The 23689-nt window shown below is 71.5% G+C and carries 18 protein-coding genes and 1 pseudogene; 5 read left to right on the forward strand and 14 right to left on the reverse strand.

Annotation, left to right across the window (positions count from 1 at the left end; all coding sequences use genetic code 11):
* Positions 1-222: 222 nt before the first annotated feature.
* Complete coding sequence (locus ACWDY5_RS21710; protein ID WP_449723978.1) at positions 223-1164, reverse strand: glycoside hydrolase family 6 protein; 942 nt, start codon at positions 1162-1164, stop codon at positions 223-225.
* A gap of 25 nt (positions 1165-1189) precedes the next feature.
* Positions 1190-3376: a glycoside hydrolase family 9 protein gene (locus ACWDY5_RS21715; protein WP_449723979.1), complete on the reverse strand. Its 2187-nt coding sequence runs from the start codon at positions 3374-3376 to the stop codon at positions 1190-1192.
* 208 nt (positions 3377-3584) lie between these two features.
* Here ACWDY5_RS21715 and ACWDY5_RS21720 point away from each other — a divergent pair, with 208 nt between their 5' ends.
* The 3 genes from ACWDY5_RS21720 (at position 3585) to ACWDY5_RS21730 (ending at position 6923) form a co-directional block, all read left to right on the forward strand.
* Positions 3585-4586 carry a LacI family DNA-binding transcriptional regulator gene (locus ACWDY5_RS21720; protein ID WP_449723980.1) on the forward strand — a complete coding sequence of 334 codons (1002 nt, stop codon included), beginning with the start codon at positions 3585-3587 and terminating at the stop codon, positions 4584-4586.
* A 106-nt stretch (positions 4587-4692) separates the two neighbouring features.
* Entirely contained in the window at positions 4693-6159 is a 1467-nt protein-coding gene (locus ACWDY5_RS21725) for an ABC transporter substrate-binding protein/permease (protein ID WP_449723981.1), read from the forward strand.
* Complete coding sequence (locus ACWDY5_RS21730) at positions 6156-6923, forward strand: amino acid ABC transporter ATP-binding protein (protein ID WP_449723982.1); 768 nt, start codon at positions 6156-6158, stop codon at positions 6921-6923. Before ACWDY5_RS21725 ends, ACWDY5_RS21730 begins: the two co-directional genes overlap by 4 nt.
* Before the next feature lie 9 nt (positions 6924-6932).
* Here ACWDY5_RS21730 and ACWDY5_RS21735 read toward each other — a convergent pair whose 3' ends face one another.
* The 8 genes from ACWDY5_RS21735 to ACWDY5_RS21770 all read right to left on the reverse strand — a co-directional run bounded on the left by ACWDY5_RS21735 (position 6933) and on the right by ACWDY5_RS21770 (position 18504).
* Positions 6933-8828 carry a DUF2264 domain-containing protein gene (locus tag ACWDY5_RS21735; RefSeq protein WP_449723983.1) on the reverse strand — a complete coding sequence of 632 codons (1896 nt, stop codon included), beginning with the start codon at positions 8826-8828 and terminating at the stop codon, positions 6933-6935.
* Positions 8825-9820: a hydroxyacid dehydrogenase gene (locus ACWDY5_RS21740; RefSeq protein ID WP_449723984.1), complete on the reverse strand. Its 996-nt coding sequence runs from the start codon at positions 9818-9820 to the stop codon at positions 8825-8827. The genes ACWDY5_RS21735 and ACWDY5_RS21740 overlap by 4 nt, the downstream gene beginning before the upstream one ends.
* Positions 9817-10683: a carbohydrate ABC transporter permease gene (locus tag ACWDY5_RS21745; protein WP_449723985.1), complete on the reverse strand. Its 867-nt coding sequence runs from the start codon at positions 10681-10683 to the stop codon at positions 9817-9819. Before ACWDY5_RS21745 ends, ACWDY5_RS21740 begins: the two co-directional genes overlap by 4 nt.
* Positions 10680-11573 carry a carbohydrate ABC transporter permease gene (locus tag ACWDY5_RS21750; protein ID WP_449723986.1) on the reverse strand — a complete coding sequence of 298 codons (894 nt, stop codon included), beginning with the start codon at positions 11571-11573 and terminating at the stop codon, positions 10680-10682. The genes ACWDY5_RS21745 and ACWDY5_RS21750 overlap by 4 nt, the downstream gene beginning before the upstream one ends.
* Positions 11570-12895: an ABC transporter substrate-binding protein gene (locus tag ACWDY5_RS21755; RefSeq protein ID WP_449723987.1), complete on the reverse strand. Its 1326-nt coding sequence runs from the start codon at positions 12893-12895 to the stop codon at positions 11570-11572. The genes ACWDY5_RS21750 and ACWDY5_RS21755 overlap by 4 nt, the downstream gene beginning before the upstream one ends.
* Before the next feature lie 96 nt (positions 12896-12991).
* Complete coding sequence (locus ACWDY5_RS21760; RefSeq protein WP_449723988.1) at positions 12992-14785, reverse strand: substrate-binding domain-containing protein; 1794 nt, start codon at positions 14783-14785, stop codon at positions 12992-12994.
* A 126-nt stretch (positions 14786-14911) separates the two neighbouring features.
* Positions 14912-16774, reverse strand: a complete 1863-nt coding sequence (locus tag ACWDY5_RS21765) for an ABC transporter ATP-binding protein (protein ID WP_449723989.1) — start codon at positions 16772-16774, stop codon at positions 14912-14914.
* The gene (locus ACWDY5_RS21770; protein WP_449723990.1) at positions 16771-18504 is read right to left on the reverse strand and encodes an ABC transporter ATP-binding protein; all 1734 of its coding nucleotides are present in this window, start codon (positions 18502-18504) and stop codon (positions 16771-16773) included. The genes ACWDY5_RS21765 and ACWDY5_RS21770 overlap by 4 nt, the downstream gene beginning before the upstream one ends.
* An 87-nt stretch (positions 18505-18591) precedes the next feature.
* On the opposite strand from ACWDY5_RS21770, the gene ACWDY5_RS21775 reads away from it, so the two are divergent.
* Positions 18592-19194, forward strand: coding sequence for a TetR/AcrR family transcriptional regulator (locus tag ACWDY5_RS21775; protein WP_449723991.1), 603 nt, complete (start codon positions 18592-18594; stop codon positions 19192-19194).
* On the opposite strand, the gene ACWDY5_RS21780 is transcribed toward ACWDY5_RS21775, so the two are convergent.
* Complete coding sequence (locus ACWDY5_RS21780; protein ID WP_449723992.1) at positions 19181-19972, reverse strand: isocitrate lyase/PEP mutase family protein; 792 nt, start codon at positions 19970-19972, stop codon at positions 19181-19183. The two genes, ACWDY5_RS21775 and ACWDY5_RS21780, sit on opposite strands and share 14 nt — an antisense overlap.
* 107 nt (positions 19973-20079) lie before the next feature.
* Between ACWDY5_RS21780 and ACWDY5_RS21785 the strand changes: the two genes are divergently transcribed.
* The gene (locus tag ACWDY5_RS21785; RefSeq protein ID WP_449723993.1) at positions 20080-20988 is read left to right on the forward strand and encodes a DUF5937 family protein; all 909 of its coding nucleotides are present in this window, start codon (positions 20080-20082) and stop codon (positions 20986-20988) included.
* 96 nt (positions 20989-21084) lie between these two features.
* Here ACWDY5_RS21785 and ACWDY5_RS21790 read toward each other — a convergent pair.
* The 3 genes and pseudogenes from ACWDY5_RS21790 to ACWDY5_RS21800 form a co-directional block, all read right to left on the reverse strand.
* A pseudogene (locus tag ACWDY5_RS21790) lies at positions 21085-21411 on the reverse strand (TetR family transcriptional regulator C-terminal domain-containing protein); the annotation flags it as partial.
* Positions 21412-22175: 764 nt separating this feature from the next.
* Entirely contained in the window at positions 22176-23369 is a 1194-nt protein-coding gene (locus ACWDY5_RS21795) for a styrene monooxygenase/indole monooxygenase family protein (protein WP_449723994.1), read from the reverse strand.
* A 79-nt stretch (positions 23370-23448) separates the two neighbouring features.
* Positions 23449-23685 carry an excalibur calcium-binding domain-containing protein gene (locus ACWDY5_RS21800; protein WP_449723995.1) on the reverse strand — a complete coding sequence of 79 codons (237 nt, stop codon included), beginning with the start codon at positions 23683-23685 and terminating at the stop codon, positions 23449-23451.
* Positions 23686-23689 lie beyond the last annotated feature (4 nt).

Here is a 23689-nt window from a genome sequence, read left to right on the forward strand (position 1 = left end):
CCCCGTCGGCGCGACACCGGACAACCTGAAGGCATTAGACATCAGCCTGTCGCTCCCGGTGCCGGGTCGCGACAACTCACAGAACACGCGCCGGCCGGCGGGGCGGGAGGCTGTCAGTTCCGGGCGGGCTTGGCAGCCGACCATGCCGGCCGGCGCGTGCTGGGGGAGGGGGCAGGCGCCGCGCCGAATGGCTGGGGGTTCTTCGGCGCGGCGCGTTCCACCTCAGGTGCCGTCGATCAAGCGGATCGCCAGCGCGGGGCTGAACTGCCCGGCCGGCACGGTGGGGGCGATGCCGCACTCGCCGTCGGAGTTGCCGGGGGTCTTGACCCACAGCAGCAGTTCGGCCCCGCCGCCGACCCGCGCGGGCACGCCGAGCTTGCGGCCGGGTGGGTTGCACCACTGGCCGTTGTGGCCGTTGCCGTTGCGGCTGGTGTCGATCACGAACTTGGCTGGGTAACCGAGCGCGGCGACCACCGCGCCGGCGTATCCGGCCGATTGGCCGGTCGGGTAGTAGTTGGACACGTTGACCGAGAAGCCGCGCACGTTGCGGATCCCGGCGGCGGCGAGCCGGCTGGCCATGGTGGCGGCCGGTATCCAGCCCGCGTTGCCGCCGTCGAGGTAGGCGTAGGTGTTGGCGGCCTTCTGCTGGAGCATCTGGGTGGCGTAGGTGAGCATGCCGAGGCGTTCCTGGATGGCGGCCTCGCTCATGCACTCGAAGTCGCCGAGGGCGTCCGGCTCGAGGACCACCACCGCCGGTTTGGCACCGATGCCCGCGGCCAGGCTGGAGATCCAGGTGCGGTAGGCGGCCGGGCTGCCCGCGCCACCACCGGAGTGGCCGCCGCAGGCATCCCGGCCGGGCAGGTTGTAGGCCACCAGCACCGGCAGCTTGTCGTGACTGTCGGCGGCGCCGACGTAACCGGCCACGGTGGCGCCGATGTCCGGGTCGTTGCCGAACCACCTGCCGATCGGCCGCGAGCCAATCGCGGCCTGGATTCGGGCGGCCCGGGCGTCACCAGGGTTGTTCCGCGCCCACACCGCGGGCGCGGAGTTCGGGTTGACGTAGAAACCGCTGGTCAGCTCGATCGGGTTGGCCGCGAACGCGGGGGTCGCGGTGGCCACGAGCAGGGCGGTCGTGGCCAGGGTCAGGCGGGTGGTCCACGCCATTGTGGATCTCCCTTCGGTAGCGGGGTCAGCGGGTGTCGGCGAAGGCCGTCACCCAGGCGAGGGCGGAGTTCCAGTTGATCGCCACTTCGTTGGTGGAGTAGGAGCCGATGTCGTCGAGGTAGCACTTGGCCGGGGCGCAGCCGGGCAGGTTCTGTTGCGCCACCGGGTCCTCCAGGCTGGGGTTGGGGCCACCGGCCAGCGAGCCGGCCGGCGGGTTGGGCAGCGTCGGGTCGGCCTGGTTGGCCCAGTGCCGGTGGTGCTGGTTGCGGCTGTCCCGCTCGCCGTAGCCGGTGACGAAGGACTGGTTGAGCGCGTTGCGGCCCAGCAGGTAGTCCAGGGCCGAGAGCACCGCGTCCCGGTAGCGGGCCTCGCCGGTGAGGTCGAAGGCGGTGGCGATGATCACCGCGTTGTTGGCGGTGGAACTGGTGGAGCCCCACACGTACTCGCCGGTGTTGGGGTAGCCCTGCGCGCCCTGGGCGCGGACGAAGCCATCGGCCACCGACCGGAGGCGTTGGCGGGCGGCCAGCACGCGGTCGAGGGGGAAGCGCAGCGGGTGGCGCAGGATCGTCAGGTCGGTCAGGGCCGCGGTGTCCCGCCAGGAGAACCCGGCCGGGGTGAGCGTGCTGCCGATGTGCCGCAGGTACCCGGGATCGCCGGTGGTGGCGTGCAGTTCGGCTGCCGCCCAGGAGAACTCGTCGGTGACCTCGGTGTCGTCGTAGGGACCGCCGCCGACACTCTCCTTTGGCGCGAACCGGTCCGGGTGGGCGCGGGCGGCCCGCCAGGCGGTGTCCGCGGCCGTACGGCAGCGCTGGGCGAAGGCCTTGTCCCACGAGGTCCAGATCCGGGCGCAGCGGGCGGCGGTTGCGGCCAGGTTCAGGGTGGCGGCGGTGGACGGCGGGTGCAGGTAGCGCGGCTGCGGGTCCAGGTGCGGCAGCATCGGGTGCCCGGTCCAGGCCAGGTCGTGGATCTTGTGGTGCGCCATGCCCGCGAAGGGTTTGCCCTCCGGCACCTGCATGCGCAGCAGGAACTCCAGCTGCCAGCGGGCCTCGTCGAGCACGTCCGGCACGCCGTTGCGCTGCTCGGGAATGCGCAGCAGGCCATCGCGCAGACCGGTGGCGTCCCAGCGGGAACGGGCGCGTTCGTAGAGGTCCAGCAGCTGCCAGGCGGCCAGCGCGCCGTTGACCACGTACTTGCCGTGGTCGCCCGCGTCGTACCAGCCGCCGCGCACGTCCAGGGTGTAGTCGCAGGTGCCGGGCAGGCAAGGCACCGCGGTGTCGCCCCGGTTCGGCGCGAGGTCCAGGTGACCGGCCGGCCGGGCGTGCGCCGCGCCCACGTGGGCGGCCTCGATCGGGATGCCGCTGCGGTTGTGGAAGAAGTAGTGCAGCGCGTCCCGGCGCAGGTTCTCATACGGCCGGGCCAGCAGGTCGAAGGGCAGGCTGACCTCCTCCCCCACCGCCAGGGTGTAGCCGGTGCCCAGGGTGCGCAGCGCGGAGAAGTCGGCCAGGTGCACGTGGTCGCGGGAGGCGGCGTCCTGGCCGTGCACCCGGGTCTGGCCGCTGGCCACCACCGCGCCCGCGGCATCGCGGACCTGCCAGGGCTTCGGCTGTGTCGCCTTGTCCACAATGGACGCTTGTTTGCGGCCGTCGGACGGGTAGCCGTGCTGGTTGACCCGGACCGCGGAGCCGTAGGTCCAGCCGCCGCCTGGCGGGATCACCCCGCCGGTGAGCGAGATGTCGTCCAGGCACAGGGTGTAGGGCGCGGTGGCGCCACCGGCTTGGAAGGAGACCTGGGCGTGCCGGCTGGCCACTGTGGACAGTCCGGTGAACTCGAAGGTCCGCGGTGTGTCGGTCAGGGTGACCTGTTGGTTGAGCGTGCTGGTGCCCGGTGACGCGGCCAGCTGCAGGCTGCCCCGGATGGCCGCCTTGCCGCTGGCGGTGAAGCGGAGGGTGTAGGGCTGCCCGGCCTCCACCGGGATGTCGTTCTGGCCGATCATGGCGTCCCACGGGTTGGTGGTGCCCGCGGGGACGTCGGCGCAGAGCCGTCCGGCCTCGATCCGGGTCGGCGTGTTCGCGCTGCTCCACCACGGGGTCTTGCCCTGGTCGAAGCCGCCGTTGAGCACACGCTGGTAGGGCTGGGCGTGCGCGGGCGGGGCCAGGCCGGTGAGCAGCACGGGTAGCAGCAGCACGGTGGCGAGCCTGCGGGTGATGGGCATGCCGGGGACCTCTCGGGGTACGGGCACGCCACGGCGTCAGTGCCGAATGGTGACTCTGGCGAGGCGGACTGTCAACGGCTACATTGTCTGTAAGCGCTTCCAATTTGATACCTGCCCACCGGCTCCAGCCACGGCGTCACCGCAGTTGGAAGGTGTGCAACCCTGCTGTCATCGCTTCCGTTATCACCAGCTTGATAGGCTCAGGACCATGATCGGTCGGCCACCCACCCTTGACGAGGTGGCCCAGCGCGCGGGCGTGTCCACCGGCACGGTGTCCCGGGTGCTGAACAACGCCCAGCACGTCAGCCAGCGGGCGCGGCAGGCGGTCGAACGGGCGGTCGAGGAGCTCGGCTACGTGCCCAACACCGCGGCCCGCTCGCTGGCGGCGCGGCGGCGGGGCGCGGTGGTGCTGGCCATCTCCAGCGAGGACCCCGCCCTGTTCGCGAACCTGTTCTTCGCCGAGGTGATCACCGGTGTGAACGCGGTGATCGAGGAGACCGACCTGCAACTGCTGCTGGTCCTGGCCGCCTCCCAGCGCGGCCAGGACCGCTTCGGCCGCGTGCTGGCCTCCCGCGCCGCCGACGGCGTGCTGCTGCTCGCCCTGCGCGAGCGGGACCCGCTGACCAAGCTGGCCGCCGACAGCGGCCTGCCGGTGGTCTTCGGCGGCCGGCCACTGGGCCACACCCCCCGGTTCTACGTGGACGCGGACAACCGCGGCGGCGCCCGGCTGGCCGCCGAACACCTGATCTCCCTTGGCCGCACCAGGATCGCCACCATCACCGCGGGCACCGACCAGCAGGCCGCCCAGGCCCGCCACCTCGGCTTCCGCGAGGCCCTCGCCCTGGCCGGACTACCGGCCGACCGGTTGGCCCACGGCGACTTCACCGAGGCAGGCGGCGCCACCGCGATGGCCGCGCTGCTGACCGAGCACCCGGACCTGGACGCGGTGTTCGTCGCCTCCGACGACATGGCCGCGGGCGCGCTGACCGTGTTGCGCGAGCACGGCCGCCGGGTGCCCGAGGACGTGGCGGTGGTGGGGTTCAACGACATCGTCACCGCCCAGCACACCCAACCGGCGCTGACCACGGTGCGCCAGCCGATCGAGGCGCTGGGCCGGGAGATGACCAGGATGCTGATCAGGCTGATGAACGGCGAGGAACCGACCTCGCTGATCCTGCCCACCGAGCTGGTTCGCCGCGCCTCGGCCTAGCCCGCCGTCCCGCATAGTGGATCACCGAGCACCGCGTCCCGGATCGCATTAGTCTCCCGCCACGGCGCCGGTTTCCTGGCGCCTGCCGAAGTCGAGGGAGTCGCTGATGCGACACGTGCTCAGGGGCACGGTGCTGTTCCTGCTGTTGCTGATCGTCACGGCCGTGCCGGCCAGCGCGGCGACCGCGCAGCCGGTGGTCCGGGTGGGCACCGAGGGGACCTATCCGCCGTTCTCCTTCCACGATCCGCGCTCGCAGCAGCTCACCGGCTACGACATCGAGGTGGTCAAGGCCATCGCGGACAAGGCGGGCTGGCGGCTGGAGTTCGTGGAGACCCAGTGGGACGCGATCTTCCCGGCGCTGGACGCGCGGCGGATCGACCTGATCGCCAACCAGGTCTCGGCCAACGAGGAGCGCAAGGCCAAGTACGGGCTCTCGGCCACCTACGCCTTCTCCCACGGGGTGATCGTCCGCCGCACCGGCGACTCCAGCATCACGACGCTGGCCGACCTGAAGGGCCGGACCACCGCGCAGTCCAGCACCAGCAACTGGGCCAAGGTGGCCCGGGAGGCCGGCGCGAAGGTCGAGGCGGTGGAAGGGTTCGCGCAGGCGGCGGCGCTGCTGGCGCAGGGCCGGGTGGACGCGATCGTCAACGACAACATCGCCGTGCTCGACTACCTGGCCAGCACCGGCTCCACCGCGGTGGAGATCGCCGGGAAGGCCGGGGACAAGACCAGCGAGCAGGTGCTGACCTTCCGCAAGGACGAGCAGTCGCTGCTCGCCCAGGCGGACCAGGCGATCGCCGCGCTCAAGGCCGACGGCACCCTCGGCGGCATCTCGCGGAAGTACTTCAAGGCCGACGTCTCGGTGCCCGACGGCGGCAGCGCCGACCTCTCCCAAGGGCGTGGGCACCGCAGCACCTGGGAAGTGGTGGCGAGCACCGCGTGGCCGATGTTCGCCGGGCTGGTCAAGGTGACGATTCCGTTGACCGCGTTGAGCTTCGCCATCGGGCTGGTGCTCGCGCTGCTGGTCGCGCTGGCCCGGATCTCACCCTACCGGGTGCTGGCCGGGCTGGCCAGGGCGTTCATCTCGATCATCCGGGGCACTCCGCTGCTGTTGCAGCTGTTCATCGTCTTCTACGGGCTGCCACAGCTCGGACTGAAGTTCCCGCCGTTCACCGCGGCGGTGATCGCCTTCAGCCTCAACGTGGCCGGGTACGCCGCGGAGGTTATCCGCTCGGCGATCCTGTCGGTGCCCAAGGGTCAGTTCGAGGCGGCGGCCACCATCGGCCTCGGCTATTCCCTGACCCTGCGCCGGATCGTGCTGCCGCAGGCGGCCAGGACCGCGGTGCCGCCGCTGTCCAACACCCTGCTCTCCCTGGTCAAGGACACCTCGCTGGGCTCGGTGGTGCTGCTCACCGAGCTGTTCCGCCAGTCCCAGCTCGCCGCGGCCGAGAGCAACGAGTTCCTCGCCCTGTACTCCTTCGCCGGGCTGTACTACTGGCTGATCTGCGTCGGGCTCTCCGCCGCGCAGAAACGACTGGAGATCCGACTGAACAGGTATGTGGCCGCATGACTGACATCCGCATCCAGGTGCGCGGGCTGGCGAAGTCCTTCGGGGACAACGAGGTCCTGCGCGATATCGACTTCGAGTCCGCGCGCGGCACCTCCACTGTCCTGTTGGGACCGTCCGGGTCGGGCAAGACCACCCTGCTGCGCTCGCTCAACGCGCTGGAGACCCCCGAACGTGGTCTGGTTCGCATCGACGAGGTGGAGGTCGACTTCGCGAGGTTGCCCAAGGGCAAGGCCGGGCGCAAGGAGGGCGGCAGGCTGCGCGGGCAGAGCGGGATGGTGTTCCAGGCGCACAACCTGTTCCCGCACCGCACGGTCCTGCAGAACGTCATTGAGGGTCCGGTGGTCGCGCAGCGGCGTCCGCGCGAGGAGGCCGTGGCGGAGGCGAAGGTGTTGCTGGACCAGGTGGGTCTGGGTGACCGCGCCGATGCCTACCCGTTCCAGCTCTCCGGCGGGCAGCAGCAGCGGGTCGGCATCGCGCGGGCCCTGGCGCTCAAGCCGAAGGTGGTGCTCTTCGACGAGCCGACCTCGGCGCTGGACCCGGAACTGGTCGGCGAGGTGCTGGCGGTGATCAAGGACCTGGCCGCGGACGGCTGGACGATGGTGGTCGTCACGCACGAGATCCGCTTCGCCGAGCAGGTGGCCGACCAGGTCCTGTTCCTGGACGGCGGCGTGATCGTCGAGCGCGGACCCAGCGCCCAGGTGATCGGTGATCCGCGGGAGGAGCGCACCCGGCGCTTCCTCCAGCGGATCCTCGATCCCGGCTGAGCGCGGCGGTCAGCAACGGTCAGCAACGGCCAACCGCGGTTGCGCGGGCTCGCCGCTGAGCACCGGCGCGCCCAGCTCGATCCAGATCCGGGAGCCCGGCTCGCCCCACACCAGCTCGATCCGGTCCCCGGCCACCGTGACCTCGACGACCGGCAGCGGCTCCTCCGGCGTACCGCTCAGCGTCGCCAGCGCCACGTGCAGCGTGGTGCCACCGGCCGCGCCGACCAGTCGGGGCACCTCCGCGAACCGGGTGTAGGCCGTGCCCAGCGGGGCCCGCACCGCCTCGGTCGCAGACCAGCCGTGCAGTCCACGGAGGCAGGCGCGCACCTCGGAGTCCGCCCCGGTGGCCCACCCGGTCAGCTGCACCTCGGCCCCGTGCGGCGCTCCGACCACCCGGTGCACCCGCAGTTCAAGCTGCCCTTGGACCACGGTGAGGCTCTCCACCCGCAACCCGGGCACCATCGGCGGCCCGGCCGGGAACACCGGCCGGTGCCAGGACGCCGCCCAGCCCCAGTCGCCCCCTCCCCCGGTGCCCAGCGGGCGGATGCGCCGCCGGACGCTGCGCACCCCGCCGACCAGCACGCTGAAGTGGTTGTCCGCCAGGTTGGTCTTCGCGGTGGGGCCGGTGTGCGTGGAGTAGGCGAGCCTGCCGTAGTGCGGATCGTCCTGCGCCGCCGACTCGGGCTCGTGCGGCCGCACGTGGTCGCTGCCGTGGTTGTGCAGCCGCACCAGGCCGTCGGCCCGCGTGCTCTGCACCAGCAGCCCGGGACCCGGCAGCGCGACCACCCGGTCCGGTCCCTCGCTGGGCGCGGGCTGCTCCACCTCCGTCCACAGTGGATGATCCGGCGGCGCGAGCAGGCAGACGAAGGCTTTTGAGGCCCAGTAAGGGGATGACGGGCCGGAGTAGTGCTGGAGGGTGGGCTCGTGCGGACCGTGCCAGCCGAGGCTGAGCAGGCCGTCCTCGGTCAGCGCGCCGCGGTCGAGGAAGTAGCGCAGCGAACCGCTCATCAGCCGCCGGGACACCCCTGGACGCAACGGGGTGTGGCCGGTGAGCGCGCCGAGCCCGACCGCGGTCGCGGCGGCGAAGCGGTAGGACAGCGACCGTCCGAAGTGGATCGGCGCGCCGTTCCTGGCGAACAGCAGGGAGAAGCCGTCCAGGTGCTCGCGCAGCCGCGCGCCGTGCACGGTCTCGCCCTCGCCTGCCAGGTGCTGGTCCAGGACCGGGTACAGGTGCAGGGCCCAGCCGTTGTAGTGGTCGAAGGCGCGGCCGTCGCCGTCGGCGTACCAGCCCTGGCCGCGGTACCAGGTCTCCAGCAGCTCCAGCGCCCGGTCGCGGGCGCGCCGGGTGTGCTCGTCGGCGCGGCCGACCGACTCCAGGAACCCCGCTACGGCGTAGGGGAAGAAGTACCAGTTGTTGGGCGCGGGCACGTGGGTGAGCGAGTCGTGCAACCAGTCCGCCGCCCGGTCCTGGACCGCCGGGTCCAGGTTGTCCCACAGCCACCGGCGGGTCAGTCGCAGGCTCAGGGCCACCGAGGCGGACTCGACCATGGGCTGGCCCTGCACGTCGTGGTCGCGGATCACCGGCCAGGACTCGGCATCCACCCGGCCGGGGGTGGCGGTGCCGGCGGCCAGGCCCTCGGCGTAGCGGCCGAGCCAGCCATGCGGGTCCGCGCCATCCTGTCCAGCCACCCGGAACGCGGCGGCCAGGAAGGTGCGGGCGTAGCCCTCCAGGCCGTCGGAGCGCACGCCGCTGCCCGAGGGCCTGCCGGGCAGGTCGAGCAGCGCCCCGCGCGGAGTGGCCCAGCGCCAAGCCGCGGTGAGCAGCCCGTCGGCCGCGGCCACCCAGTGATCACGGGTGAAACCGGTGTGCGGACTGAGGTTCCGGTCCTCCTCGGGCAGTCTCATGCCAGGCGGTCCAGCCTTTCGCGTCGTACCGGATGGGCGAAACCCGCGCCCGAGCTCCAGCGGGCGATCTCGGCCACGGCGTGCTCGGCCAGCCGTTCCCACTCGTTGCCCTGGGACCCGGCCAGGTGCGGGCTGATCAGCACGTTCTCACTGCGCCACAACGGATGCGAGCCGGGCAGCGGCTCCGGATCGGTGACGTCCAGCACCGCCCTGACCCGCCCGGCCAGTGCCGCCTCGGCCAGCGCGTCCTGGTCCACCACCGCGCCGCGGGCGGTGTTGATCAGCGTGGCGTCCTGCGCCATCAAGTTGATCAGCTCCCGGCTGACCAGGCCCACGGTGGCCGGTAGCAGTGGGGTGTGCACGCTGACCACGTCCGCGCGGGTGAACAGCTCGGCCAGGCCGACCGGCTCAGCCCCGAGCTCGGCCGCCTCGGTGCCGGAGACGTAGGGATCGTGCAGCAACAGCCGGAAGTCGTAGGGCCGCAACAGTTCCAGCACCCGGCGGCCGATCAGCGAGGCGGACAGGATGCCCACCGTGCGGCGGTAGTTGCCCACCGCGTGCGGGGTGTCCAGCCACTGGCCGGGCTGCCCGATACTGGCCCGGTACTCGCGGGCGCGCTCGAGGACTTTCTTGCCGCTCAACAGGATCATCGCCACGGTGTACTCGGCCACCGGCAGCGCGTTGGCCGCCGCGGCCGAGGACACCTCGATACCCTTGTCCCACACCGCCTGCGTGACGTGCCCGCGCACGGTGCCCGCGGTGTGCACCACCGCGCGCAGCCGAGGCGCGGTGGCCAGCACCTGTTCGGTCAGCTCCGGGCAGCCCCAGCCGGTGACCAGCACCTCCACCTCGGCCAGCGACTCGCCGGTGAACTCGTGCAGCACACCGGGGACCGGATCGCAGACCTGGGCGAAGGCGGCCAGCGCTGCCGGGCGCAGCACCGCCTCGGCGGCCTCCTTCGACATGGCGAAGGCGGCGCGCGGACGGTTCACTTGACCGCTCCCGCCGTCAGGCCGGATCGCCAGAAGCGTTGCAGCAGCAGGAAGGCGACGATGAGCGGCAGCACCGCGAGCAGAGAACCCATGATCACGAGCGGGTAGTATTCCGGAGAAACCGTGGCCGCGCTGTTCCAGGCGTAGAGGCCGAGGCTGACCGGGTAGAGCTTCTGGTCCGAGAGCATCACCATGGGCAGGAAGAAGTTATTCCAGATCGCGGTGAGCTGGAACAGGAACACGGTGACCAGCCCGGGTCCGAGCATGCGCAGGGCCACCCGGAAGAACATGGTCAGCTCGCCTGCGCCGTCGATCCGCGCGGCCTCCAGCACCTCGCCCGGCACGTAGCCCTGGCTGAAGATCCGGCCGAGATAGACGCCGAAGGGGTTGAACAGCACCGGGATGAACACCGCCCAGAAGGTGTTGACCAGTCCGGCGGCCGAGGCCATCAGGTACAGCGGCAGGGCCAGCACGGTCTGCGGCACCATCACCGCGGCCAGCACCAGGCCGAAGAGCTTCTCCTTGTGCCGGAACACATATTTGTCGAAGGCGTAGCCGCAGGCGATGCTCACCATCGCGCTGATCGCGGCCCCGATGCCGGCGTAGAGCAGGCTGTTGAGGTACCAGCGGCCGAACAGCCCGTTGTCCTCGGCGAAGATCTCGGTCAGGTTCTGCCAGAAGGAGAAGTTGGTCAGGGACAGCACATCGCTGTTGAACAGCGCGTCCCGGTCCTTGGTGGCGGCCAGCAGCAGCCACAGCACCGGCAGCAGCGCGTAGAGCACGGACACCCCGACCAGGGTGTTGACCGCGAACCGGCCCAGCAGCCCGGGCCGCAGCGCGGCAGGCAGGTCGTTGGCGCTCATGCGGCCTCCCCGGTCTTGGCGGTGCGGTTGCTCCAGCGGGTGATGCCGTAGGAGAGCGCGACGGTGGCCAGCAGCAGGACCACCGAGGCCGCCGCGGCCAGGCTGTAGTTGTTGCGGGTGAAGGCCGCGTCGTAGATGTACATGCTCGGCGAGAACCGCGAGTTGATCATCGGCGTGGACTGGCTGAGCAGCACCGGTTCGGTGAACAGCTGCAACGCCCAGATCAGGGTGAACATCGAGACCATCACGATCGAGGAGCGCACCAGCGGGGTCTTCACCCGCAGCGCGGTGCGGATCGGCCCGGCGCCGTCGACCACGGCGGCCTCCACCACCTCGCGCGGCACGGCCTGCAGCGCGGCGTAGAAGATCACCATGTTGTAGCCGAGGTTGCTCCACAGCGCGATGTTCACCATGGACGGCAGCACGGTGTGCACGCCGAGGAAGTCGATGGTGATGTCGGCCTGGCCGAGCAGGTCGATCACCGGGCTCAGGCCTGGGGTGTAGAGGTAGAGCCAGATGATCGCGGCGATGATGCCGGGCACCGCGTGCGGCAGGTACAGCGCGAGCTGCGCCGAGGCGCGCAGCCGGGCCGCGCCGGAGTCCAGCAGCAGGGCCAGGCCGAGCGCGCCGACCACCAGTACCGGGATGTAGATCAGGCAGTAGAGCGCGACGGTGAGCAGGCTGTTCAGGAAGGTCGGGTCGGTGAGCACGGCCGCGTAGGCGCGCAGGCCGATGAACACGGTGGACTCCGGGCCGAAGCCGAGGCCGGGCTGGTCGTCACTGAAGAAGCTCAGCCACACCGCGGTGCCGACCGGGATCAGGAACACCACGGTGAACAGCACGAAGAACGGGGCCATGAGCAGCGCGCAGGCCAGGCGGTGCGCTTTCACCGGCTCACCTCGGTGGCGGAGAGGCCGAGCGCGAGCAGGTCCGGCATGGTGCCGTTCTGCGCGTCCCGCACCGCGTCCAGCAGGGTGCCCTGGCCGCCGCCCGCGCGGGCGAAGCCGTCCTGCATGACCTTGAGCGTGGCGGTCATCCGCGGTCCCCAGATCCAGCCGTCGCGGATCTTGCGGGCCTCCTCGTCGAAGAGGCGGTAGATGTCCTGGCCGCCGTAGTAGGGCAGGTCGAAGGCGGCGCTGCCGACCGGCACCAGCGCGGGCGCGGCCGGGTACATGCTGCTGGTGCCGCTGGAAAGCCTGGCGCGAAAGGAGTCCGGGTGCGAGACCTGCCACTCGATGAACTCCATCGCGGCTTCCGGGAAAGCGCTTGCCTTGGTGATCGCGAAGGTGGACCCGCCGTGCGTGGACACCGACTCCTTGGCCGCGTCGTCCCACTGCGGCATCGGCGCGATCCGCCACTGCCCCTTCTGCCCAGGCCGCGCGTTCTTCTGCGCCCCGGCCTCCCAGGCCCCGCTGAGCCGGGTGAGCAACCGGCCCTGGCCGATCTGGGCGTCGGCGTGCTTGCTGTCCGCGGCGTTGGTGTGGACGAGCTGGTCGTCGATGAGCCGCTGCCAGTACTCGGCGACCCGGCGGCTGGGGGCGTCGGTGAGGGAGACCTGCCAGCTGCCGCCGGTGGTGCTGAACCACTGGGCGCCCGCCTGCCAGGAGAACGCGGCGAACTGCGTGCCGCCGTCGGTGGGGAACAGCGCCAGCCGCCGGTCGCCGGGCAGGCCACGGACCACCTTGGCCAGGTCGGCGAACTCGGTCCAGGTGCGTGGCACGGACAGGTTGTGCTGGGCGAACAGGTCGGTGCGGTAGTGCAGCACCATGGGTTCGACGTCCAGCGGCACCGAGAACACCCGGTTCTCGAAGGTGGTCAGCCCGAGCGCCTGCGGCAACAGCTTGGCGCGCAGGCGATCGCTGACCAGGTCGGTGATGTCGCGCAGCACCCCGTCGATGGCGAACCCGGGCAGCTGCGGGTACTCGATGGTGGCCACATCGGGCGGGTTGCCCGCGCGGGCGGCGTTGCTGAGCTTGGCGTACCCGCCCTGCCCGCCGGAGGGCACCTGCTGGAAGTCCACGAAGATCCGGTTCTGCGACTTGTTGAACGCCTCCACCACCTGGCGGCTACCGCGCAGCGGGGACCAGAAGGTGATCCGAGTCGGCCCGCCGGGCCCCGGTCTGCTCCGAGTGGTGTCCGGCCCGCAGGCGCCGAGCACCGGAAGCGCGGCAGCCGCGGCAAGCAACGAACGACGGCTCAGGCGAGCAGGCATCGGCGCCTCCACTGCAGTGGTCGAGACACCGAATCCTGATCGCCTGAGCGATTCAGGTCAAGAGAACGATCAAATTTCCCACAAACGCTCAAACGATCAAATACGTCGGGTCGATCTCCGCACCATGAGGTCCGGCAACAACTCAACCCGCCGCGTCCGCCAAGGCCCGGCACTGGCCAGCCGGGTGAGCAGCAGCTCGGCGGCCACCCGGCCCACCTCGGCCTTGGGCGGGGCGACCGCGGTCAGCGGCGGACTGCCCAGGGCGGCGACGACGTCGTCGTAGGCGACCACGGAGCAGTCCTGCGGAACGCGGATACCCGCGTCGGCGAGCTGCTGGACGAGGATGAGGGCGTCGACATCGCCGTGCAGGATGACGGCGGTGGTGCCACGAGCGCGCAGGATCGCGGCGAGCTCGCTGGGCGGGGTGGCGCGGGAGCCGGCGGGGATGGAGGCGGTGACGGATCCCGGGCGGGTGGGGGCGGTTGGCCTGCGGTTTGCGAAGGGGCGGTCGGTTGCGCGGGGCGCGGCAGTGGCGGGCGGGGCGGTGGCGGGGCTCGGCGCGGCGGTGGCGTGCGGCGGGGCCGCCGCACCCGGCGCGGCGGTGACGTGTGGCGGTGCAGCCGCACCCGGATCGGTGGCGGCGTGCGGGGAGGCCGCCGCGCCCGGCTCGGCGACGGTCTGCGGCGGGGTCGCCGCGTCCGGCATGGCGGCGGTCCACGGCGCGGCTGCCGCTCTCGGCACGGTGCCGGTCTGCGGCGAAACTGCCGCACCTGACGCGGCGGCGGCTTGCGACAAGGCTGCCACGCCCGACTCGGTGACGGGCTGCGGCGCGGATGCTGCGCTCGGCTCGGCCGAGATCTGTGGCCAGGTTCCCGTCCCCGGACCACCGGCGGCCTGCGGCGAGGTCACCACACCCGGCCCGATGGCGGTCTGTGGCCAAGCCACCGCGCCCGGCTCGGCGACAGTGTGCGGCCAGGCCGTCCCACCTGGCCCAGTGCCGGTCCGCGGCCAAACCGCCCCGCCCGGCTCGACGGTGGCCTCCGGCCAAGCCGCCGGGTCCGGCGCGACGGACATCTGCGAAGCGGCCACCCCATCCGGCCCGGCGACACCCGCCACTCCCCCGCCACCCGGCACCGCGCCCCCAGCCCCGCCCTCCGGCCCCGGCCCGGCGTCCGCCGCGCTGAGCAGCACCGTCCAGTCCTCGATCTCCGCCCGATAGGACGCGATCTCTGCGAACGCCGCCCGCAACGCCCGCGCGGTCGGGCTGTCATCCCGAGCCGCCAGCACGATCCGCCGGTGGCCCAGCGACACCAGGTGTTCCACCGCCAAGTGCATCCCGTACCAATGATCCGAGCACACCGAGTCCAGTGCGTGCAGCCTGCTGCCCGGCCATGGCCTGCGTTCCATCAGCACCAGGGGGACCTTAACCTCGGCGAGCCAGGCGTCGGCGAGTTCCGCTTGGGTGGTGCGCCAGCGGGGGGCGATGAGCAGTCCTCGGATGTCCTGGGTGAGCAGGCGTTCCACGATGGGGTGTTCCGCGCCGGGGGGCTGGGGTGCGATGTGCAGGACCACTCGTTGGCCCGCGGCCTCCAAAGCCGTGCGGGCGCCGTGCATGGTCTCGTGCAGGTAGGCGTGACGCTCTGGGACGACCAGGGCGATCGCGCCGCCTTCGGGGAGGGTGGGGGCCGGGGCTGGTTCGCGGCTGGTCAGGGAGCGGGCGACGCCGTGGCCTCGGCGCAGGGCACCGAGTCTGGCGAGTTCTTCCACGTCGCGGCGGGCGGTGACCACCGAGACGTCCAGCTCGGCGGCCAGGTCGCTGACCCGGACCGCGCCGCGGGCCTGCACGGCGGCCAGGATTCGCTGGCGTCTGGCCTCGCCCGGCTCTCGCATACCGGCTTACCGCCCATGTTCGTTTGATCGTTTGAGCGAATCATAGCCAGGGGCGGGGTGAGTCGGTCAAGCGGTCGTCGATCAAGGGGGCGGGGTGAGTGGGGCGGCGGTGGCCGCCCCACTCGGTCAGCCGGCCGGGGTGAACTGGGCGGAGTACAGGCGGTGGTACGCGCCTTGGGCGGCCAGGAGCTCCTCGTGGTTGCCCTGTTCCACGATCCGGCCTGCCTCCATCACCAGGATCAGGTCCGCGTCCCGGATGGTGGACAACCGGTGCGCGATCACGAAACTGGTCCGGCCGCCCCGCAGGTTGGCCATCGCGTGCTGCACCAAGGACTCGGTGCGGGTGTCGACGGAACTGGTCGCCTCATCCAGGATCAGCAGGGACGGATCCGCCAGGAACGCCCGCGCGATGGTGAGCAGCTGCTTCTCACCGGCGCTGACGTTGCCGCCCTCCTCGTCGATCACCGTGTCGTAGCCCTCGGGCAGCGTGCGCACGAAGTGGTCCACGAACGCCGCCTTGGCCGCGGCCTGGATCTCCGCCTCGGTGGCCTCCGGCCTGCCGTAGGCGATGTTCTCCCGGATGGTGCCGCCGAAGAGCCAGGTGTCCTGCAGCACCATGCCGATCTGGCCGCGCAGGTCCTCCCGGCGCAGGCCGGCGATGTCCACGCCGTCCAGGGTGATCCGGCCGGCGTCCAGCTCGTAGAAGCGCATGATCAGGTTGACCAGGGTGGTCTTGCCCGCGCCGGTGGGGCCGACGATGGCGACCGTCTGCCCCGGCTGTGCGACCAGGGACAGGTCCTCGATCAGTGGGCGGTCCGGTTGGTAGGCGAAGCTGACGCGCTCGAAGACGACCCGGCCCTGACGCCGGGCCGGCAGTGGGGCGTCGGCTGGGTCGGGGCTCTGCTCCTCGGCGTCGAGCAGCTCGAAGACGCGTTCGGCCGAGGCGACGCCGGACTGCATCAGGTTGGCCATGGAGGCGACCTGGGTCAGCGGCTGGGTGAACTGGCGCGAGTACTGCAAGAACGCCTGCACCTCGCCGAGGGTCATCGCGCCGCTGGTGATGCGCAGGCCGCCGACCACGGCGATGAGCACGTAGCTGAGGTTGGACAGGAACATCATCGCGGGCATGATCAGCCCGGAGACGAACTGCGCGCCCAGCGCCGAACCGAACAGCTTCTCGTTGCGCTGGGCGAACTCCGCCTCGGACTCGCGCTGGCGGCCGAAGACCTTCACCAGCTGGTGCCCGGTGAACGCCTCCTCGATATGCGCGTTCAGCGCGCCCGTTTCCTTCCACTGCGCGACGAACAGCTTCTGCGAGCGCTTGCCGATCCGGGTGGTGATCAGCATCGAGATCGGGATGACCAGCAGCGCGATCACCGCCAGCAGCGGCGAGATGGTCAGCATCATCACCAGCACGCCGACCACGGTCAGCAGCGAGATCAGTGACTGGTTCAGCGTCTGCTGCAGGGTGGTGGAGATGTTGTCGATGTCGTTGGTGACCCTGGAGAGCAGCTCGCCGCGCGGCTGGTTGTCGAAGTAGCGCAACGGCAACCGGTGCAGCTTGGCCTCGACGTCCTCGCGCAGCCGGTACACCACCCGCTGCACTACCCGGTTGAGCAGCAAGCCCATCAAGTAGCCGAACAGCGAGGCCACCAGGTACAGCCCGAGCACCCAGGCCAGCACCACGGCCAGCGCGCCGAAGTCGATGTGCGCGCCGACATCCCCGCGCAGCCGGGCCAGCACGCCGTTGAAGATGATGTCGGTGGCCTGGCCGAGGATCTTCGGCCCGGCCACGGAGAAGGCGACGCTGATCACGCCGAGGGCGAGCACCAGCCACAGCCGGAACCGCTCCGGCCGCATCCGCCCGAAGAGTCGTTTGGCCGAGGGCTTGAAGGTCTTGGCCTTGCCCATCGGCGGGCCCATGCCGGGCATCGGCCGTCCCATCGGTCCCTGCGCGGGCGGCCGGGATGAGGTGGTCGTGGTGCTCATGCGGCCTGCTCCGGGGTCAGCTGGGACTGGACGATCTCCCGGTAGGTCGGGCAGTCGGCCAGCAGTTCGGTGTGGGTGCCCCTGCCGACGATGGATCCGTTGTCCAGCACGATGATCTGGTCGGCGTCCAGGATGGTGGACACTCGCTGGGCCACCACCAGCACCGCGGCCTGCCTGGTGTGCGGGCGCAGCGCGGCGCGCAGCCGGGCGTCGGTGGTCAGGTCCAGCGCGGAGAAGGAGTCGTCGAAGAGGTAGATCTCCGGTTTGCGGACCAGGGCGCGGGCGATGGACAGCCGCTGGCGCTGGCCGCCGGAGACGTTGGTGCCGCCCTGGGCGATCGGGGCGTCCAGGCCGCCGGGCATGTCGGCGACGAAGTCCTTGGCCTGGGCGACCTCCAGTGCCTGCCACAGTTCCTCGTCGGTGGCCTCGGGGTTGCCGTAGCGCAGGTTGCTGGCCACCGTGCCGGTGAACAGGTAGGGCCGTTGCGGGACAAGGCCGATCCGGTTCCACAGGGTGTCCGGTTCGAGCTCGCGCACATCGGTCCCGTCCACCAGCACGCTGCCCTCGGTCACGTCCACCAGGCGCGGGATCAGGGTGAGCAGGGTGGTCTTGCCGGCGCCGGTGCTGCCGATGATCGCGGTGGTCTGCCCGGCGCGAGCGTGGAAGGACACGTTGTGCAGCACCGGTTCCGCGGCTCCGGGGTAGCGGAACTCGACCGCGCGGAACTCCAGTTCGCCGCGCCAGCCGGGGTCGCGCACCGGGGTCAGCGGTGGCCGCACCGAGGGCTCGGTGTCCAGCACCTCCTTGATCCGCTCGGCGCAGACCGCGGCGCGCGGGATCATGGTGGCGATGAAGCTGGCCATCATCACCGACATCAGGATCTGCAACAGGTAGTTCAGGAACGCGGTCAGCGCGCCGATCTGCATCTGCGCCGCGTCCACCCTGGCCGCGCCGAACCACAGCACCGCCACGCTGGAGACGTTGAGGATCAGCATCAGCACCGGGAACAGCAGCGCCTGCAACCGGCCCACCCGCAGCACGGTGTCGGTCAGGTCGGCGTTGGCCACCGCGAACCGCTTGGTCTCACTGGGTTCCCGCACGAAGGCGCGCACCACCCGGACACCGGTGAGCTGTTCCCGCAGCACCCGGTTGACCTGGTCGATGCGCTCCTGCATGACCCGGAACAGCGGCACCGTGCGCACCACGATCAGGCCGATCGCGATGGCCAGCACCGGCACGCACACCAGCAGCAGCCAGGACAGCCCGAGGTCCTCGCGCAGGGCCATCACGATGCCGCCGACGCACATGATCGGCGCGGCCACCAGCATGGTGCAGACCAGCACCACGATCAGCTGCACCTGCTGCACGTCGTTGGTGCTGCGGGTGATCAGGGACGGCGCGCCGAAGGTGTTCACTTCCCGGGCGGAGAACTTGCCCACCTGGTGGAAGACCGCCGCGCGCAGGTCGCGGCCGAGGGACATGGCGCAGCGGGCGCCGAAGTAGACCGCGCCGATCGAGCAGAGGATCTGCACGACGGTGACGGTCAGCATCCAGCCGCCGCTGCGCAGGATGTAGCCGGTGTCGCCGGTGGCGATGCCGTGGTCGATGATGTCGGCGTTCAGGCTGGGCAGGTACAGCGAGGCGATCGTGCCGATGAGTTGCAGCACGAGCACCGCCGCCAGCTCTCGCTTGTACGGCCGAAGATAGGTACGTAACAGTCGGTTCAGCACCGAATACCCCACAGAAGAAACGTTCCGTATCTTACCAAGTCAACGTAGACTTCCCGGCTAAGAAACGCAACGTACTTAAGGGGCAGCGTGAGTGCGCCGAAGTCACGACGCCGCGGTGAGCAGCTGGAACAGGCGATCCTGGACGCGGCATGGGCCGAGCTGAACGAGGTCGGCTACAGCAGGCTGACCATCGAGGCGGTCGCCGCCAGGGCGCAGACCAGCAAACCGGTGATCTACCGCCGCTGGTCGAGCCGGGCGGAGCTGGTACTGGCCGCCTCGCACCGGCAGAACCCGGTCCGCACCCCGCACGAGGCCCCCGACACCGGCGCGCTGCGCACGGACCTGCTGGAGCTCTTCACGCTGATCGCGCGCCGGGCCGAGATGATGAGCGAGATGATCGCCGGGGTGATGGGCGAGACCTTCCGGCACCCCGAGGTCACCGCGCTGCTCCGCCAGCGGCTGAACAGCTCGCCGCTGGCGGAGACGATGACCACGATCGTGCGCAACGCGGCCGAGCGCGGCGAGCTGGCGCCGGTGGAGCTGACGCCGAGGGTGCTGCGGCTGCCCATCGACCTGTTCCGGGCCGACATGCTGGTCTGCGGCGGGACCGTCCCCGCGGAGACGATCGCCTCGATGGTGGATGAGATCTACCTGCCGCTGCTGCGCGGGCTGGCGGTCAGCGCGGACTGAACAGGCCGTTGGCCACGCCGAAGGGCAGTCCGTCGGCGAGCGCGCCGTAGCTGCCGGATTCGAGCAGCTCCCTGGCCGCCCGCTCGGTGGCGGCCAGCGCGGCCTGGGTGATCGCCGAGCCGACGCTGACCCTGGCCACGCCCAGCTCGCCGAGCCGGGCCACCTCGGGCGCGCCGGGCATGGCCATGATGTTCAGCGGCCCGTGCAGGCCCTTGACCAGCGCGGCGATGGTCGGCTCGTCGATCACGCCGGGCACGAACGCGCAGTCCGCGCCCGCGGCGAAGGCGGCGTTGCCCCTGGCGATCGCCTCCGCGAGGGCGTCCGGGCCGCTGCCGCCGAGCAGGTAGACATCGGTGCGGGCGTTGACCACGAGCTCGCTGTTCGCCTTGCGCGCCAAGCGGATCCGCTCCGCGGCGGCCTCCCGGTCGAGCAGCGCGCCGTCGGCGGAGTCCTCGATGTTGACCCCGGCCACGCCCAGCTCGGCCAGCTCGGCCACGGTGCCGGCGAGGTCGTCGTAGCCGCCCTCGGCGTCGGCGGTGACCGGCACCGCCACCACGGCCAGAATGCGGCGGATGGCCTCGATCATGCCGGCCCGGTCCAGGCTCTGGCCGTCCGGGCGGCCGTGCGCCCAGGACACCCCGGCGCTGGTGGTGGCGATGGCCGCGGCGCCGGCGGCCTCGATGACCCGCGCGCTGGCCGGGTCCCAGGCGTTGGGCAGCAGCAGCGGGCGGCGTTCGTGCAGCCGCCGGAACTCGGCGGCGTGGTGGGTTCGGCTCACCACACCAGCTTGTCCGACACATCGGCATCCGCCTATCGTTTTCGCTCCAGCTAAAACGAGGGTGGGTCGTGGTCGCGATCGGTTTTGCCGCACAGGGTGTGGCCAGGGTGCGACTGTCCGTGTCCTGCCTGTGGGAGGTCGTGGCCAGCCTGCGGGTGCTGCGCGGCGGCGAGGGCCGGGTGCTGCACGCCCCCTGGCTCGCCAGGACCGCTCCCCCGCCACCGGACTCGCTGCTGTGGCAGCTGGTTCCGTCCGCGCCGCACTACATCCCGGACTTCCTCACCCCGCCCCCGCAGGCCCCGGACCTGGCCGCCGAGCTGACCGCGCTGCGAGCCACCCCGGCCGCCGTGGTGCGCGAGCACCTGGACCTCTCCGGCATCCCGGCCAGCCCGGAAATCGAAGCCCTGCACCGGGATCCGGCCGCCGGGCTGGCCAGGCTGGCCGAGGAGGTCACCGCGTACTGGGCGCACGCGCTGGCGGCGGACTGGCCGCGGATCCGGGCGCTGCTGGACCGGGAGGTCTTTCGCGGCGCGCGGCTGCTGGCCGAACAGGGCATCGGCGCGCTGCTCAACGACCTGCACGAGTCGGTGCGCTGGGACGGTTCGGCGCTGACCGTGGCCAACAGCCACTGCCGGGCCCCGAACGTCTCCGACGGTCCGGGTCTGGTGCTGGTGCCCTCGGCCTTCGCCTGGCCCTCGGTGCTGAGCATCTCCGCGGGCGAGGCCCCGCAACTGGCCTATCCGGCGCGCGGGGTGGCCGCGCTGTGGGAGACCCCGGCGGACACCGCGGAGACCTTGGGCGCGGTGCTCGGGCGCTCGCGAGCCCGTCTGCTGGCCGAGATGTCCGCGCCGACCTCGACCACCGAACTGGCCCGGCGCACCGGGATGTCCGCCGGCGCGGTGTCCCAGCACCTGAACGCCTTGCGTGGCGCGGGTTTGGTGGCCAGTCACCGGGCGGGCAAGGGTGTGCTGAGCGCGCGCACCGCGCTGGCCGAGGCGCTGCTGGCCGGTCGCTAGGCGCTGATCAGGGCGAGGGCGGTGTCCAGTCCAGCGACGACGGCATCGGGCGGGGTGCCCCGGGGGGGGGCGGGCGAGCAGGGCGAGGCTGACGCCGTCGAGCACCGAGCTGAACATCCGGGCCAGCGCGGCGTGGTCGCGGCCGGGCGGGATCACCCCGGCCTCCTCGGCGGCCCGGAAGCTGGCCAGCAAGGTGGCCTGGAACTCCTGGTCCTGAGCAGCGACGAGCTCGGCGAAGCCGGGGTTGGTCATCGCCTTGGCCGCGAAGTCGAAGTAGACGCGTGCCTCGATGACCCGCTGCTCGTCCAGGGGCAGCAGCTCGTCGGCGATGCGGCGCAGCGTGCTCAGCACCGGGGCGCGGAACGGGATCCGCCGGATCCGCTCGGCGGTGGCCGCGCCGGTCTGCTTGAGCGCGAAGAGCATCAGCTCGTCCTTGCCCGCGAACTGCCGCTGCACCAGGCCCAGCGAGGTCCCGGCCTCGGTGCCCACCGGCGGACGCCGTCGAGCCCGTCCCTGGCCACGATCCGGAGCAGGGCGTTGCCGATGGCGTGACGGCGGGCGTGGGGCACGGTCAGGTTCTGCACGCCCGGCGGCACTGGCGGGGCCGGACGCTGCTGCCGGGGCTGATCGACGCGCACATCCACGACCAGGGCATCCCGCGCTCGGACTCGCCGCGCTTCGGTGTCACCACCGAGCTGGACATGTTCAACATCCTCGCCATGCGTGCCGACCTGGGTGACTACAAGGCCGCCCGGCAGTCCTGCGCGCCCACCAGGGCGGCCGATCTGTGGACCGCGGGCACCATGATCACCGTGCCCGGCGGCCACGGCTCGCAGATGAACCTGCCGACGGACTTTCCCTGGCTGCGACCGGGCATGTCGCCGGAGCAGCACGTCGACGACCGGCTGGCCGAGGGCTCGGACTACATCAAGTTCGTGGTCGACCCGATGGAGTCCGCCGATCCCTGGCCGACCATCACGCCCGCGCAGGGCCAGGCCATCATCCGGCGCGCGCACCAGCGCGGCGTGCTCGCCCTGGCGCACGTGTCCCGGTGCGAGGACACCCGCTGGCTGCTCGGCGCGGGTGTCGACGGGCTGATCCACACCCCCAACGACCGTGCGCTGACCGTGGAGGAGCTGTGGCTGGCCCGCCCGGTCGGGCGCGTTCGTGACCAGCACGCTGTCCATCTAGCTGACCGATGCGAGGTAGGCCATGGCGGCGGTCTCGTCGCTGAGCCAGCCGGTGTAGTCCTCCGGGTTGGCGAACAGCTGGGCGAAGCGGTGTGCCACCTCGGGCACCCGCTGGGCGGTGTCCAAAGTGGACATCACGTGTGGGGGCGGTGGTTCGAGCAGGTCGTTGGTGAACCGGGTGGCGTGCCGCGCCCGCGCCCAGTACCCAGCGAAGGCGCGGTGCATGAACTCCGCGTCGAACGGCCGTTCGCCTTGCGCGACAATGGCTTCCTCGTAGGCGCGGGCGGCGTGCGCGGCCATGTTCGCGCCCTGCCCGGCGACCGGGTCGTTGGTGACCGCGGTGTCGCCCATGGCCAGCACCAGCGCGCCGGAGGGCAGCCGGCCGACCGGGTGCCGGACCACCGGGGTGATCCGGCCGTGCAGCATGTCCAGTGGCCCGGCGGGTTCGACCTCGGCCAGGAGTTCTTGCTGCCAAGGGAAATGCGCCTTGACCAGCTCGCGGGCTCGCGTCAGGTGCGCGGACACGTCGGCGATGCCGGACCAGCGGTCCAGCGGCCCGCCGGGCCGGGCGAAGAACCCGAAGCCGAAGACCGGCCCGTTGACCGAGAGCACCGGCAGGCCGAAGAACTCCCCGTGCGGCCCGAGCGCAAAGACCAGTCCCGGCGGCGGCTGCTCGGTGCGCACGTACAGCACGCCGATGGCACGCTGCGGCTCCCGGTACCGCGAAAGCTCGTTGTCCCGCGGGAAAAGCCGGTCGAACTGCTCGCCCCGGCCGGCCGCGACCAGCACCAGCTCGAACTCCCGCGCGTAGCCCTCCAGGTCTTCCGGGGTGACCCGGTGCAGCCGCAGGTCCCCGCCACGCCGGACGAACTCGCCCATCCAGTCCGAGACCTTCACCCGCTGGTCCACCGACTGCGCGAGCACGTCCAGCGGGGCTCGCCAGGACATACCCTCGGCGGTGAAGGACACCGAGGCGACCGGCGTCACCCGGTCATCCCACAGGTTGATGCCCAGCTCCCGCTCCCTGGCCAGTGCGGGGCCGAAGACCGCCTGGTTGGAGATCAGCCGCCCGGCCCTGACCTGCTCGGCGGACCGCTCGGCGACCACTGTCACCGGGTAGCCGTGCCGCAACAACCCCAGCCCGAGCACCAGCCCGGCCTGACCGGCCCCGATGATCGCTATCCGCCGCATGCCACCGAGTCAACCCGAGCGGACGGGCCAGTTGGCCAACTCCGCCCGCTCGGGCCCGGATCTGTGCCCAAGTGGCCGATCACCGCTCGCAGGCGACCCCGTCACCGTCGCGGTCCAGGTGCCGTCCGTAGTGGTCAGCGCCGTGGCCAGGCCCGCGCTGGTCACCGACACCACCCGCCAGTTCGACTCGGCCAGCACCGCCCGCCCGTCCACCGACTCCACCACCCCGGCCGGACTCTCCGCCCCCGGCGTCACCGACACCGAGCGACGCCGGCGGCGGCTCACTCGCCGTTCCTCCCCTGGACGGACTGTGCACCTCC

This window comes from Crossiella sp. NPDC003009, assembly GCF_053591555.1.